At 63.2% G+C, this 14,365-nt stretch carries 14 protein-coding genes and 1 riboswitch; of the genes, 9 read left to right on the top strand and 5 right to left on the bottom strand.

The window, feature by feature from the left end; genetic code table 11:
- Positions 1 to 2 precede the first annotated feature (2 nt).
- Positions 3 to 1,205, top strand: coding sequence for an acetate kinase (locus FEZ60_RS14730; RefSeq protein WP_033235617.1), 1,203 nt, complete (start codon positions 3 to 5; stop codon positions 1,203 to 1,205).
- Between the two features lie 23 nt (positions 1,206 to 1,228).
- On the opposite strand, the gene FEZ60_RS14725 is transcribed toward FEZ60_RS14730, so the two are convergent.
- From FEZ60_RS14725 to FEZ60_RS14715, 3 genes are read right to left on the bottom strand one after another with little or no spacing between them, the layout of a single operon-like run.
- Positions 1,229 to 3,565 carry a serine/threonine-protein kinase gene (locus FEZ60_RS14725; protein ID WP_172936356.1) on the bottom strand — a complete coding sequence of 779 codons (2,337 nt, stop codon included), beginning with the start codon at positions 3,563 to 3,565 and terminating at the stop codon, positions 1,229 to 1,231.
- Positions 3,566 to 3,572: 7 nt separating this feature from the next.
- Complete coding sequence (locus FEZ60_RS14720; RefSeq protein WP_242484647.1) at positions 3,573 to 4,502, bottom strand: glutamate ABC transporter substrate-binding protein; 930 nt, start codon at positions 4,500 to 4,502, stop codon at positions 3,573 to 3,575.
- A 53-nt stretch (positions 4,503 to 4,555) separates the two neighbouring features.
- Entirely contained in the window at positions 4,556 to 5,908 is a 1,353-nt protein-coding gene (locus FEZ60_RS14715) for a hypothetical protein (RefSeq protein WP_258956882.1), read from the bottom strand.
- Positions 5,909 to 6,071: 163 nt separating this feature from the next.
- Between FEZ60_RS14715 and FEZ60_RS14710 the strand changes: the two genes are divergently transcribed.
- Complete coding sequence (locus tag FEZ60_RS14710) at positions 6,072 to 6,662, top strand: NUDIX hydrolase (protein WP_045064023.1); 591 nt, start codon at positions 6,072 to 6,074, stop codon at positions 6,660 to 6,662.
- Between the two features lie 140 nt (positions 6,663 to 6,802).
- On the opposite strand, the gene FEZ60_RS32910 is transcribed toward FEZ60_RS14710, so the two are convergent.
- Complete coding sequence (locus tag FEZ60_RS32910; RefSeq protein WP_255285215.1) at positions 6,803 to 6,934, bottom strand: hypothetical protein; 132 nt, start codon at positions 6,932 to 6,934, stop codon at positions 6,803 to 6,805.
- Between the two features lie 209 nt (positions 6,935 to 7,143).
- Complete coding sequence (gene thiE, locus FEZ60_RS14705; protein ID WP_172936355.1) at positions 7,144 to 7,836, bottom strand: thiamine phosphate synthase; 693 nt, start codon at positions 7,834 to 7,836, stop codon at positions 7,144 to 7,146.
- Positions 7,837 to 7,862: 26 nt separating this feature from the next.
- Positions 7,863 to 8,009: riboswitch (TPP riboswitch) on the top strand.
- A 2-nt stretch (positions 8,010 to 8,011) separates the two neighbouring features.
- Between thiE and thiO the strand changes: the two genes are divergently transcribed.
- From thiO to FEZ60_RS14670, 7 genes are all read left to right on the top strand, one after another.
- On the top strand, positions 8,012 to 9,091 hold the full coding sequence (thiO, locus tag FEZ60_RS14700; protein WP_095887948.1) for a glycine oxidase ThiO: 1,080 nt from the start codon (positions 8,012 to 8,014) through the stop codon (positions 9,089 to 9,091).
- Positions 9,088 to 9,303: a sulfur carrier protein ThiS gene (gene thiS / locus FEZ60_RS14695; protein WP_033235612.1), complete on the top strand. Its 216-nt coding sequence runs from the start codon at positions 9,088 to 9,090 to the stop codon at positions 9,301 to 9,303. The genes thiO and thiS overlap by 4 nt, the downstream gene beginning before the upstream one ends.
- Positions 9,296 to 10,048 carry a thiazole synthase gene (gene thiG, locus FEZ60_RS14690; RefSeq protein WP_172936354.1) on the top strand — a complete coding sequence of 251 codons (753 nt, stop codon included), beginning with the start codon at positions 9,296 to 9,298 and terminating at the stop codon, positions 10,046 to 10,048. Before thiS ends, thiG begins: the two co-directional genes overlap by 8 nt.
- Positions 10,049 to 10,155: 107 nt before the next feature.
- A complete protein-coding gene (locus tag FEZ60_RS14685; RefSeq protein ID WP_033235610.1) occupies positions 10,156 to 11,130 on the top strand; it encodes an ATP-binding cassette domain-containing protein in 975 nt (324 codons plus the stop codon).
- Positions 11,130 to 11,897: an ABC transporter permease subunit gene (locus FEZ60_RS14680; RefSeq protein WP_033235609.1), complete on the top strand. Its 768-nt coding sequence runs from the start codon at positions 11,130 to 11,132 to the stop codon at positions 11,895 to 11,897. The genes FEZ60_RS14685 and FEZ60_RS14680 overlap by 1 nt, the downstream gene beginning before the upstream one ends.
- Before the next feature lie 110 nt (positions 11,898 to 12,007).
- Positions 12,008 to 13,465 carry a M28 family peptidase gene (locus FEZ60_RS14675; RefSeq protein WP_172936353.1) on the top strand — a complete coding sequence of 486 codons (1,458 nt, stop codon included), beginning with the start codon at positions 12,008 to 12,010 and terminating at the stop codon, positions 13,463 to 13,465.
- 42 nt (positions 13,466 to 13,507) lie between these two features.
- Entirely contained in the window at positions 13,508 to 14,365 is an 858-nt protein-coding gene (locus tag FEZ60_RS14670) for an adenylate/guanylate cyclase domain-containing protein (RefSeq protein ID WP_172936352.1), read from the top strand.

Below are 14,365 nucleotides of genomic sequence, written 5' to 3'. Positions count from 1 at the left end.
GCATGAGCGACGGCACCGTACTGGTCATCAATTCCGGCTCCTCGTCCATCAAATTTCAACTCGTACACCCGGATACGGCGGAGTTGGTGGCACACGGACTCATCGAGCGCATCGGTGAATCCGACGGCCACATCGTCTACAACCACCGCACCGGAACCTCGGACCGCAACCTTCTCATTGCCGATCATCGCGCTGGACTGAAGATGGTTCTCGAGATTGTCGCCGAAGTGGGGCGGCCACTGAGCGAGGCCGGCGTCATCGCTGTCGGGCACCGGGTAGTACACGGCGGGAACGTCTTCTACGCGCCGACGCTGATCGATGATTCTGTTGTCAAGGCCATCTCCGACCTGTCGACCCTTGCGCCACTGCACAATCCGGCAAACGTGATCGGCATCGAGGTGGCCCGCGAGGAATTGCCCGACGTACCGCACGTCGCCGTATTCGACACTGCCTTCTTCCACACACTGCCGGCGGCCGCGTCGACGTACGCGATCGATCGGGACGTCGCCGAAGCCAACCAGATTCGTCGATACGGATTCCACGGCACGTCCCACGAGTACGTATCCGGCCGGGTCGCCGCATTCCTGGGCAAGGATCCGGCAGACTTGAATCAGATTGTCCTGCACCTGGGCAACGGTGCGTCGGCGTCGGCGATCAAGGGTGGCAAGGCAATCGACACCACGATGGGCCTCACTCCGCTCGAGGGCCTGGTCATGGGAACCCGCAGCGGAGATATCGACCCCGGCATCATTTTGCACCTCAACCGGAACTCGGGCATGAAGGTAGACGAGATCGACGACCTTCTCAACCGCCGCTCCGGGCTGAAGGGACTCTCGGGTGTCAACGACTTCCGGGCACTGCTCGAGCTGATCGCAGCCGGAGACCAGCACGCGATGCTCGCCTACGACGTCTACATCCACATGCTGCGAAAGTACATCGGCGCCTTCATCGTTCAACTGGGCGGCGTCGACGTCATCACTTTCACCGGAGGAGTTGGGGAGAACAACATCGACGTCCGCCGTGACAGCCTCGCGGGCCTGAGGCGTCTGGGCATCGAGGTCGACGCAGTACTCAACGAGACGAAGAGTCGCGACGAGCGTCGTATCTCTGCATCCTCGTCGGCCGTGGAGGTGCTGGTGATCCCCACCAACGAGGAATTGGCGATCGCGCGCGCGGCGCAGGCGCTGGTTTCCGAACTCCGGTAAATCTCGCACTGCCCGCTTCGTGATCAGAAATTACTGTGCGGCCGAACGCTGTTCGCGAGGTCGACCAGAGCATAGCGATGCGTTCGGGAGACGGTGGTACGGGCCAGCGTCCGAAGACACATTTCGGCACCCGTGCGCAAACCGCGCTCGGTGAAGGGCAGATCGAGGATGGGTTCGAGTTCGTCGTGCGCTCGGTTTCCGGCCCTGATCCAGTCCAGTGCCGTGCCCAGTACCAGGGTCCGCATCTGCAGGCAGCGACCCTCGTCGGCCGGCAGGGCGCGGACGCGTCTGGCAGCCTCTCGGAGAGTTGCCTCGTCGAGGTTTGCTATCTCGGTGCGCGAGAGCATCGTCAGCACGCTGGTCATGCGGGCAACGTTGTAATGGCGTGAGCTGGTGGGGACCTCGTCCAGCGCCGTGACCGCGGCACCGGTGTCGCCGCGTTCGGCAAGTTGGCGTGCCAACCCGAATGCCGCGCTGACGTAGTTGTGGTCGGTCCGCCACACCGTGCGGTAGTACTTACCGGCGAAGCGGCACCATTGATCAGGATCCTCGGAATCCCATTGTTGCAGTACTAATTCGGCGGTTGCGGCCAGCGCGAGTTTAGGCGCCAACTCGCCGGGCAAAGCCGTGAGAACCGATTCGAAATGGGTGAAAGCCGATTCGAATGCGCTCTGCTGCAATCCCACCAGTCCGCGGTACCACTCGATCTTCCAATGGTCGCCGATGGTGGAATGCAGGTCGTCGAGTATCTTCTGCGCGGCTTCGGGATCACTCAGGTCCAGGTGCGCTTTGGCTTCGGCCAGTCGGAACTCCCCGGAAAACGCCGCCTCGGTTGCTGAGGCAACCCGATCGATCCCACCCTCACGGGCGCGTCGGAGTGCGTCGAGGGTCTGGGACGGCTCACTGTGGACGGCCGCGGCCAGCAACGGTGCACTCGGATCGGTGGGGTCGACCAAGGGGATGGGGAGTGCATGCGCAACCTCGAGTGGATCGAGACCGCTGTCGCGGGAATTGCCGTCGACGTACACGTCGGTCTGCGCAACCAGATCGTCGGTGCCGAAAGAGGTTCGTTGTCTACTGAATACGAGTGAGAGTCCCGGGTTTTCCTGGCCGCTCTGGTGCGCCAGTACCTCATGGAGAACACCGACGAGTTGGCCGCCGATCTCGTCCGCAGACTGGAATCGTTTCTTCGGATCCGGATCGGTGGCGCGCAGAAGCAACCGGTGGAAGAACTCGTACTCGCTCAGCACCGGCTCGTCGGCAGGATCGGGAAGACCGTCGAGGTAACGGCCGTGTTTGGAGGGCATGTCGAGAGTGAGCACGGCAAGTGTACGGCCGACGGTGTAGATGTCGGACGCAACCGTCGGCCCGGTCTCGATGATCTCGGGGGCCTGGTAACCCGCTGTGCCGTACAGGTATCCGAAATCTTCGATTCCCGACACGGCGCCAAGGTCGATGAGTTTCAACTGGTCCTCGGTGACCATGACGTTCTCGGGTTTGAGGTCGTTGTACGCCAAGCCGGTGGAGTGCAGATAACTCAGGGCGGGAAGAATTTCCAATACATACCCGATGGCCTGCTCGATCGGCATGTGACGGCCGTCGGGGAACGTAGCGAGTACTTCTCGGAGCGATCGCCCACCGACGTATTCCATGACGATGTAGCCCATGGGGGTGCCGTCGGGGCGAGGGTGCTCGACGAAGTTGAAGATCTTGACGATGCTGGGATGCGCTACTTCTGCGAGGAACTGCCGTTCGGCAACCGCGACGGCCTGTGCCTCGGAATCACCGAAGTGTAAGAGTCCCTTCAGAACTACCCAGCGGTCGCTGACATTGCGGTCGATCGCGAGATAGATCCACCCGAGGCCACCGTGAGCTATCGGCCCCTGCACCTCGTACTGACCGGAAACCAGTTCGCCTTCTTCGAGCAGCGGACGGAAGTCGAAAGTCGAACCGCACTTGGGGCACACACCACTCTGGCGCGCGGACGTGCCTGCCGCTTTGCGGCCCACCGGTTCTCCGCACTTCCAACAGAAACGTTTGCGTTCGGGAACCGTCGCATCGCTCATCACCGCCGACGCCGGGTCTACGTGGGGAACCGGGGGAACCTCGACCAGACCGCCGCCCAGACGGAGTTTGCGTGTCGAGCGTGATCGGCGGGAACGAGTGGACCGGCCCGTCGGCGTCGATACGGAGGATGGAACGGACTCACGTAACTGTGCGGATGTCTGCTCGGGGCGGGCAGTGGCCGCGGTGAAATCCGGCTCGAATCGTGGCGCTGCCTGTGTGGCAGCATGATCGGGCTCGCCGTTCCGATCCCCGCCGTTCTGATCCTCGTCTTTCGGATCTCGAGATTCTGTCATGACCGCCTCAATCCCGATACGCGGCAGGTGGGGGACCAGGAGTCGGTCCGAGCATGGTGAGCCAACGGTCGTAGAGAGAGTTCCAGGTGCCGTCGGTGCGGATCCGGTCCAGGGTGCCGTTCACGAATCGGACCAGATCGGTGTTGCCCGCGTTGATACCGATCCCGTACGGTTCGGTGCCCAACGAACTTCCGACCATGTCGAGATACGGGTCCTGCGAGGCAAGTCCGGCAAGAATGGTGTCGTCGGTGCTGATGGCGTCTACCTGCCCTTGTTGAAGTACCACAAGGCAATCCGACCACATCGGCACAGTGACAACCGTGGCCGCGGGTTGTAGTTTCTGGATGCGGCTCAGTGACGTCGTCCCGTTCGCGACACAGACCCGTTTATCGGCCAGGTCGTCGATATTGCGAATATCGGATCCCCGTACGACCAGAATGCGTTGGCGCGCAGTGAAGTATTCACTGGAGAACTCGATCTTCTCCCGCCGCTCGCAGGTGATGGACATGGTCTTGACGACGATGTCCACGGTGGAATCCTGCAGGGCTTCGATCCGCTCGTCGGACGTCAGGATTCGGTATTCGATCTTCTCGGGATCGCCGAGGACATCGCGGGCAACTTCGCGGGCGATGTCGACGTCGAAACCCTCGAGGCGTCCGGTTGCGGGATCCCGGAAGCTCATGAGGTTGCTGCCGGTATCGAGTCCGACGATGAGGCGGCCACGTTCGCGAATCTTGTCGACACTCGGCTGCGGCGGGCGAGGATTTGCGTCGGCCGGGACCGGACGCAGGCTGGCCGTCGGATCTCCACAGTCGGCCGACGTTGTCGGCGTAGGGCTGGGCGCGATGGTCGCTTCAGCAGGTAGCGGCGGCTGCGTGTATGGCGTGGTGGTGGACGAGATGAGCTCCTCGCCGGGTTGGCCGCCGCACGCAACCAGGAACAGCGCGGCCGCACCTGCCGCAACCAGCGCACGCGCTTTTCCTCTGCCGCTCACTGATACTCCCGCAGCCGTGGCCAGAATCCGGCGGCGATACCGACAACGCCAAGTACGGCCAGCATCGTCACTCCCGGAGCCGACGCTGACAACACACGCGAGGCGTGTGAGATGTCGGCGCGAAGGCTCTCACGGGAATCCGTTATCGCTTCCCACAAGGCGTCGTCGAGCGCGCGGTACTCGGCAGCGGAATCTTCCGCACCCGATCCGACGGCGATGTTCGCAGCTCCCGTGAAATCTCCGACGCCGAGGCGCAGAGCCATCCGATCGTGCGCCGCCACCCATTGATCGCGGGCGTCGATCGCCTGCGTGAGCACGGCGGTATCAACTCCCGACCGCCCATTGCCTTGCAGCTCACGGAGAATGGCGTCGACGTTGCTCACCTTGTTGATGAAGATGTCGGTCTCGTCGCCGTCGGAATCACGCTGGGCCAAACCCAGAGTCTCAACTGTTCGCGCTTGCTGGGCCATGATGCGGGCCTCGGTCAACTCGTGCAGCGGACCCGCTCCCGCGTCGAGCGCGCGGGTGGTGGTGATCGCCGAGATCAACCCGACCGTCAACAGCCAGATCAGCGCTGCAGCAACAGATATCGAGGCGAGGATCAATCCGAGATTGAAGCGTCGACGGCTGTGTTGCGCGATGCGGATCTGGACTGCGATGAGCATGGACAATGCCAGTGCAAATGCGATGATCGGCCACCACGGTGGGCGGACAAAATCATTCTGAACCTTGGTGACCTGCGCTTCTTGTGCGGAATGCAGGTGCTGAGCCGTGGGAAGCAAGGACGTTTGCATCAGATTCGACGCCTCGCCGAGATACGCGGCGCCCACAGGGTTTCCGACGCGATTGTTGGCACGCGCCGTCTCGATCAGCCCGGTGTACACAGTGAGGTCGGTCGAGATGGAGGTGAGGGCGGCTTGGCCGGCCATGTCCACAGTGTCGAGTCCGGCGGACGCGTTCACTATTTCTGCCGACGCCTCGCCGATCGACTGTGTATAGCGGTCGCGAACCGCCGGCGGTTCCAGTCCACCCCAGATGAACGCGGTGGCTGCGGCCGCGTCGGCAACCGACAGCGCGCTGTAGAGATTCTGAGCGGAGTTGGCAAGCGGTTCGGTTTCCGTCAGGACGTTGCCCAGGCGCGCTTGACGGTTCTCGATAGTCGCGGCGGCCAGGAATCCCGCCGCCAGGGTGAGCAAGATCAGGACTATCCCGACAGCGGTGAGGCGCCCGGGGGTCGACGTCATGAAATCGCGAAGTTCGCTCTGGATCATCGGCCTGGAGGCGGCTGTATCCACCGGGTCCTCGTCAGGCGGAGCGGGTGCGGTGCGAGGCTCGAGGGAGGGTGTCACGCGGCTGACCATCGAACACCTCTCACTCTCTGCACTCGGGCTGGAGGATCACTGGATTGCGGCCTCTTCGCGAGCATATAAGTATGGTCCGCACCGAGGGCAGATTGAACGGGTTAGTGTGGGGCAGGATAGTGGCGAATTTAAAGGCAGGGCGAGGTAGTCGATGCGTGGTGACGGTGACGGTTGGTCGGTCGGATCGGACGGAACTCGGCATTGGGGGCGTCACGGCGCCGCCGGATTGTTGTTGCGTGCCCCTGACGTAGACGGAACTCCGATGGTGCTGCTCCAGCATCGTGCGGCGTGGAGCCATCAGGGCGGAACCTGGGCTTTGCCGGGTGGCGCGCGTGACTCGCACGAAAACACAACGCATGCGGCAGTTCGAGAAGCACACGAAGAAGCCGGAATCGACGAGTCGTCGGTGCGGGTGCGGGGAGACGTCGTCACCATGCGCGCCGAGAGCGGATGGACCTATACGACGGTGGTTGCAGACGTCGAAAGTCCACTCGAGACGGTCGCGAACGGTGAGAGCACCGAATTGCGGTGGGTGCGAGAGGACGACGTCGAGAGCCTGCCGCTACATCCAGGATTTCATTCGGCCTGGCCGAGCTTGCGAACGTCGGTTGTTCCGGCGGACGAGGGAACGGATCAAGGCGGTGCCCGGACTGTTGTATTGCCGGACGGACGATTCGGTTGGACGTCGGGTAGTGCGGATTCTCTACAAGACGCCTCGGAGGCATCTCGCGCCCAGGCGTAGGACGGCTTCTCGCGCTCAGGCGTAAGACACTCCCGAGAAATACAAGAAGGGTCGGACTCGTCAGAGCCCGACCCTTTTCGTTGTAGTTTCGGCGCGGGCGGCAACGCGAACGAAGGGTCCGCAGCCAGCCGAAACGGCGCTCAGCTGAGCGTGTTCAGCGCGGTGATGAAGGAAACGGCGGTGATGCCGAGCTTGAGCAGTTCGCTGATCTTGCCGAGGTTCAAGTCTTCGAGTGAAGCGGTGCTCAGCGAGGCGGTGTCGATCGATCCCATGAAAACTCCTAAATTCGAATTGTTAGCTGAAGGTAAGCTATATCAGGAGAGTGTTGAATGCGGGACCAATGGACAGATCTGTGACCAAAATCACTAATTGGGATCATTCGGGCTGGTTAACGGACAATCGTGCAGCTTGTTTCTTGTCGAACTGGACAAGTTGACCAGTCCGGAACTTGCAGCTGGCCGCGAGCTGAACTGGAAGGTAACTAGAACACCATCATGTCGGCGAGGCGGCGCGCGGCTGCCTGCGGATCCGCGGCTTCCGTGATCGCACGAACGACGACAATTCGGGTGGCTCCGGCTTCGACGACCTCCGGAACGCGCGCCTCGTCGATGCCGCCGATCGCAAACCAGGGGCGCGTCGGCGTTGCATCGGCAGTCGAGCGGACCAGATCCAAGCCGGCCGCGCTGCGGTTCGGCTTGGTCGGTGTCGCCCAGACGGGGCCGGTGCAGAAGTAGTCGACGCCCTCTTCGATTGCAGCCAAACTTGCCTGCGCGCGTGAGCTCGTGGAACGGCCGATGACAACGTCGTCGCCGACAACCGTCCGCGCGTAGGGGACGGGGATGTCGTTCTGGCCGAGGTGCAACACATCGGCGCCTGACGCCATGGCCAGGTCGGCGCGGTCGTTGACGGCCAGGAGTGCGCCGTGACGCCTCGCGGCAGCCGAGAGAACGCCAAGCGCGATCAGCTCGTCCTTGGCTTCGAGCGGCCCGAACTCGCGCTCGCCCGCGGAGCCCTTGTCCCGGAGCTGAATGATGTCGACGCCACCGGACAACGCGGCTTCCGCGAACTGTGCAAGGTCGCCTTTGTCGCGACGTGCGTCGGTGCACAGGTACAGCCGTGCTGCTGCCAGGCGCTCGCGCCGGTCGAAGAGGTTACTGGGATGTGTGGGGTGCACGAAGCAAACGGTAGCCTCTAGGAAGCAAGGTTCGACACGGGAGTCCCGAAACTGTGCTGTCGCATTTGTCGCGAAGGCAAAGTTCGTGGGGCTGAGAGGGGATCGCGGCAAAGATCCCGACCGTCAGACCTGACCCGGATCATGCCGGCGCAGGAAGAAAAGGGTGGAATTTGTCATGAGCACGCACGCACGCTCGGTTGCGGTGGTCGGCGGGGGAGTCATCGGACTGTCCATTGCCTGGTACGCAGCGCGCGACGGATGGGCAGTACAGCTGTACGACCCGGCGATCGGAACCGGCGCATCCTGGGTCGCCGGTGGAATGCTCGCCCCGCTGTCCGAAGGATGGCCAGGTGAGGAAACGGCATTGACCGTCGGCGCAGCCTCGTTGGAGCGGTGGCCGGATTTCGGCGCGCACCTGCAGAAGTTCGGACCGTCGGTGTTCACCACCGACAGTTCACTCACCGTCGCTCTCGACAGCGCCGACGCCCAGGACCTGGCGACCATCGCGGAATGGGTCAGCGCGCAGGGACACGAACTACAGATCCTCGGCCGAGCGCAGATCCGTGAACTCGAACCGATGCTCGGCCGCGGCATTCGCTCGGGGCTCATGGCTGTCGGTGAATCCGCTGTCGACAATCGTGTGTTGCTGGCCGCTCTGCAGGCCGCGTGCGTGGCGTCGGGCGTCGAATTGATCAACCGCGCTGTCCACGATCTCGCGGAACTCGATACCGATCAGATCGTGCTGAGCGCGGGAATCACCTCACCGAAGCTGTGGCCAGGATTACCCGTTCGGCCGGTCAAAGGTGAGATCCTGCGTTTGCGCAGCCGGCCGGGAGTGACGCCGGCGCCCAGTCGAACCATCCGCGGCAGCGTCCACGGCCGACCCGCGTACCTCGTGCCGCGCGGCGACGGAATCGTGGTCGGTGCAACACAATACGAATCGGGCGAGGACACGCAGGTCACCATGGCCGGTGTGCGAGACCTGATCAACGACGCCGAAGCACTCATGCCGGCGATCGGTGAATACGAACTCTACGAGTGCGCGGCCGGCTTGCGTCCGATGACGCCGGACAACCTGCCGCTGATCGGCCGGGTCTCGGAGCGTGTTGTCATCTCTACCGGGCACGGCAGGAACGGTGTGCTCCTGACTCCGGTCACCGCAGACGCGACACTCGCGTTGTTGAACGGCACATCATTGGTCGAGGTCAAAGGAACCGAACCCCAGCGGTTCGCAGCAGTGAAGGAAAATTCATGAGTGAGCAGGTCCCGATCGGGATCACCGTCAACGGCGAAGAACTCGAATTCGATCGAGCCGTCACGGTGACCGAACTTCTGACACACCTCGAACTGCCAAGCAAGGGCATTGCCGTCGCCGTCGACGGTGCGCTCTTCCCGCGTGGGCGCTGGGACGAATCCGTCTCGCGTGGTTGGGAAATCGAGATCCTCACGGCGGTGCAGGGTGGCTGAACACGATCTCCTGACTATCGCGGGCCGTACGTTCGGCTCGCGGCTCATCACCGGCACCGGCGGCGCTGCCAACCTCGCAGTTCTCAAGGAAGCGCTGGTCGCGTCCGGCACCGAACTGACCACTGTCGCGATGCGACGCGTCGACGCTGCCGGCGGTACCGGCGTGCTGGATCTGCTTCGGCGCCTCGGAATCGAACCACTACCGAACACGGCCGGATGCCGCGGCGCGGCCGAAGCAGTGTTGACGGCGCAGTTGGCACGTGAAGCGCTCGAGACCAGTTGGGTGAAACTCGAAGTCATCGCCGACGAGCGAACCCTGCTGCCCGACGCCATCGAACTTGTCTCCGCTGCAGAACAATTGGTCGACGACGGATTTACCGTGCTGCCGTACACGACGGACGATCCGGTTCTGGCGCTTCGGCTCGAAGAGGTCGGTTGCGCGGCGGTCATGCCGCTCGGTTCGCCCATCGGGACCGGGCTGGGCATCGCGAACCCGCACAATATCGAGATGATCGTCGAGCGCGCAGGCGTGCCGGTCATTCTCGACGCCGGAATCGGAACGGCCAGCGACGCAACACTTGCCATGGAGCTGGGCTGCGACGCAGTGCTTCTCGCAACGGCGGTCACCAGGGCCAAGAATCCCGCGCTCATGGCGTCGGCGATGCGTCATGCCGTCGTTGCCGGTTTCGAGGCCAGGCACGCCGGCCGGATCCCGAAACGATTCTGGGCGCAGGCATCCTCCTAGGGGTCTTCTCGGGGTGGTTCCCGGGGTCCACGTCCTACCTGGGTACCACGTCGAACTAGACCTGCGACCGATGTGCAGGCGGTGCCGGATCAGGCAGAGTTCTCCTCATGATTGAACTGAGGGGATTGACCAAGGTTTACGGACCGACCAAGGCGGTGGACGATCTGACGTTCACCGTCCGCCCCGGCATCGTCACCGGGTTCCTCGGACCCAACGGCGCCGGCAAGTCGACGACGATGCGGATGATCCTGGGGTTGGATCGCCCGACGTCGGGTGAGGCGCTGATCGAAGGCAAGTCGTACCGCGAGCTCAAGGATCCGTTGCGTACCGTCGGCGCTTTGCTCGACGCGAAGTGGGTTCATCCGAACCGCAGCGCCAGGGCGCACCTGCAGTGGATGGCCGCGTCGAACGGGATTCCGAAGTCTCGGGTGGATGAGGTTCTCGGCCTCGTGGGGCTGTCCGAGGTTGCGGGCAAGAAGGCCGGCGGGTTCTCGCTCGGCATGTCTCAGCGTCTCGGCCTGGCCGGTGCGCTGCTGGGTGACCCGAAGGTGCTCCTGTTCGACGAGCCCGTCAACGGTCTCGATCCGGAGGGCATCGTCTGGATCCGTAAGTTCATGCAGCGACTGGCTGCCGAGGGACGCACCGTGCTGGTGTCGAGCCACTTGCTGTCGGAAATGGCTTTGACCGCGGAACAATTGGTTGTCATCGGTCGAGGTCGACTGATCTCGGACTCGACTGTCGCCGAGTTCGTCGATCGTTCGTCCGAGTCGACGGTTCGAGTGCGTAGTCCTCAGCTCGATGCATTGCGCAGCGTGTTGACGTCGCAGGGATTGACGGTGCGCGAAGACGGTTCGAGTGTTGTTCCCGCTCTGGTCGTTGTCGATTCCACCACCGAAATCGTGGGTAACTTGGCTGGTGCGCAGGGAATTGTGCTGCACGAGTTGGCTTCTCAGCGTGGTTCGCTCGAGGATGCCTTCATGAAGCTCACCGGCGACGATGTCCAGTACCACGCGACCGGGGTCACAGGCCCCGCCGTCGCGCAACCGAACGCTCACCAGAATGTCATGGGAGGTGCACTGTAATGGCTGTTCTCAGTGCTGAACGCATCAAGATCACCACGACCAAATCGCCACTCTGGTGCTCGGTCATCATCGTTGTTCTCGCTCTCGGATTTGCCGCCATCATGGGCACGGTAGCCAAGTCTGCGCTGACGTCGGACGCCCAAGGCGCCCCCGAACTCGACGCGGCACTTGCCACCGCCGGAATCTCGGGCTTCGGAATCATGGTCCTCATGATCATGGCGGCACTCGCGATCACCAGTGAGTACCGCTTCGGAACGATTCGCACCACATTCCAGGCAGTGCCCAATCGGGCATCGGTTCTCGCCGCCAAAGCCGGCCTGATCGGTGGATTCGGGGCAGTCCTGACCTTCGTTCTGGCATTCGGTGCCTACGCGATGGCCAAGGTCTTGGCCGGTGCCGACGCCAGCGTCGGCTTGACGCTGTCGAGCAGCTCTGACTGGCGCGCGATGTACGGCATCCCGATCTACGCGTTCTTCTGCGTGGTACTAGCCGTGGGTGTCGGTGCGATCATTCGTCAGTCGGCCGGCGCGATCGCCTTGCTGCTGCTGTGGCCACTGCTCATCGAGAGCCTCTTTTCACTGTTCGGCAGCTTCGGCGAGAAGATCATGCCGTTCCTGCCCTTCAACAACGCAAACCACTTCCTCAGCCCTGAAATGACGACCGGCGATTTCCACTGGGGACCGTGGGGCAGCCTGATCTACTTCGCGGTGTTCGTGCTGGTCATCTTCGGCATCAGCATTGTCCTGGTGAATCGCCGCGACGCCTGACCTCGACGCCTGACCTCGACGCCTGACACTGTGCGCCCTTGTCGACCGCCCGCGGTTGATAAGGGCGCACTGCCGTTTCCTTATCGGCTCCCGCGGTTACTCTTTCGCGCATGAGACTCCATCACGCGTTGGCAATCGGCATAGCCGGGGTTCTGGTGCTTGGTGGATGTTCGGCGGGGGCCAGGCCCGCAGACACGGCGCTGATCGAACCGCAGGCCTTCTCGGGGACGGTCACCGTCGACGCGGTCATGGGCCATCTCGATCAGTTCGGCAAGATCGCAGCTGCCAACGGTAATACTCGGTCCACGGAAACCCCGGGGTACGACGCCAGCGTCGACTACGTCGCAAACCTGCTCGAAGACAATGGTTTCGACGTGGAAACCCCGGAGTTCGCGTTCAGCTCCTTCGACCCGGGAACCGAGCTGTTGACCTCCTCAGGCGGAGTCGACTTTCCGGTCCGCGCATTGACCTACTCGACGTCCACCGGACCGGACGGGATCACCGCACGCGTCGTGTCGGTACCCGCAGACGAGACACCAGGTTGTGAAGCCTCCGACTACGACGGGCTCGATGCTGCGGGAGCTATCGTCCTCGTCACCCGCGGGGTGTGCCAGTTCGGCGCCAAGCAGACCATCGCAGCAGATCAGGGCGCCGCTGCACTGTTGGTGGTCAACAACGAAGACGCGATGTTGGGCGGCGGAACCCTGGGCGATCCGGATATTGCGCGGATTCCCACGGGAGGCATCAGCCTGTCGTCGGGGCAACAGCTTGCCTCAGAGGGCGGTGACGTCACTCTGGTGCTGGACACGGTCACCACCACAACACGCTCGCGCAACGTCATCGCGCAGACGAAGACCGGATCAAGCAGCGACGTTGTCATGGTGGGCGCTCACCTGGACAGCGTTCCCGAGGGGCCCGGTATCAACGACAACGGCAGTGGCAGCGCGGCCATTCTGGAGACGGCGCTGCAGCTCGGTAGTTCGCCGGACATCACCAACGCGGTGCGGTTTGCGTTCTGGGGCGCCGAGGAACTGGGCCTCGTCGGCTCGACCGAGTACGTTGCCGGGCTCAGCCCGGAGGAACAAGCGGCCATCGCGCTGTACCTGAATTTCGACATGCTCGGCTCACCCAACCCCGGATATCTGGTCTACGACGGTGACAATTCGGATGGTCTCGGCGAAGGTCCTGGCCCGGAAGGCTCCGCCGGTATCGAACGCACCTTTGTCGACTATCTCGGCGGTCGCGGAATTCCGGCAGAGGGAACCGACTTCGACGGACGATCGGACTACGGCCCGTTCATCGAGATCGGAATTCCGGCAGGCGGCGTGTTCAGCGGAGCCGAGGAGCTGAAAACCGTCGAGCAGGCACTGAAATGGGGCGGCGAGCCCGGCGTGAGTTTCGATCCGAATTATCACACCGCCTTGGACAATCTCGACAACATCGATCGGGACGCACTCGCCGCGAATTCCGCTGCGGTGGCGTTTGCGGTGGCAACGTATGCGCAGGATATCGGGGGCCTCAACGGAGTTCCGGTAGGCGAGGCCAGAACCTTGGCTCGAACCCGGTGATCATGAGGCGCGCGGTGAGCAGCTCTAGGTTACTCTCGAGTAATGAGCGATCCGATCCCGAGCGAAGTACCCGGTGACGTGCGCGATGCCGCTCCTTCCGGCGTCCGCTCGGTCATCGGATCGGTGCTCAACACCGCGTCGGATCTGAACGGACACCAGCAGATCGTCGAGGCGCTACGACGTGTACGTCGGTTGCTTCCGGGCGACCCGGGGTTCGGCGACCCGCTCTCCCTGTCGGGGCCTGGCGGCGCCCGGGCGGTGGCACGCGTCGCCGATCGTTTTCTCGACCACAAACCGGCCGCTACCAGGGAAATGAGCCTCGGCGCGTTGCAGGTGTGGCAGGCGGCCCTCGAGAAGATGGGCCGAGGCCGTGGTGATCAGGAACTGACTATCGTCTTCACGGACCTCGTCGGTTTCTCCACGTGGTCGCTCCACGCCGGCGACGGGGCGACGCTCGCGCTCCTGCGGGCGGTCGCGCAGGCTGTCGAAACACCCATCACGGATCGCTACGGTCACGTCGTGAAACGGATGGGCGACGGACTCATGGCAGTGTTCACCAGCCCAGACGCGGCAGTGGCCGCGGTCTTCGCGGCGCAGGAAGCCCTGGCACACGTCAACCTCGACGGCTATCGGCCCAAGATGCGCGTCGGCCTCCACACCGGAACACCCCGGCAACTGGGCGACGACTGGTTGGGTGTCGACGTCACCATCGCCGCCCGGATGATGGGATTGGGCGGCGACGGCAACGTCATGATGTCTGCGGCAACTCTCGAAGAACTTGCGCCGGGAACCCTCGAAGAGCTGAACCTGGAGATCCGTCCGTGGCGCCGCGGATTCTTTGCGACGACGCCGAACGGAGTACCGCAGGATCTGGGTATCTGGCGCGTGTGGCAGGCCTGA

The organism is Rhodococcus sp. MS16, assembly GCF_013277795.1.
GTDB classification, from domain to species: Bacteria; Actinomycetota; Actinomycetes; order Mycobacteriales; family Mycobacteriaceae; genus Rhodococcus_F; species Rhodococcus_F globerula.
The sequence above is the reverse complement of the archived record's forward strand: the minus strand, read 5'-3'. Positions and strand labels throughout refer to the sequence as shown.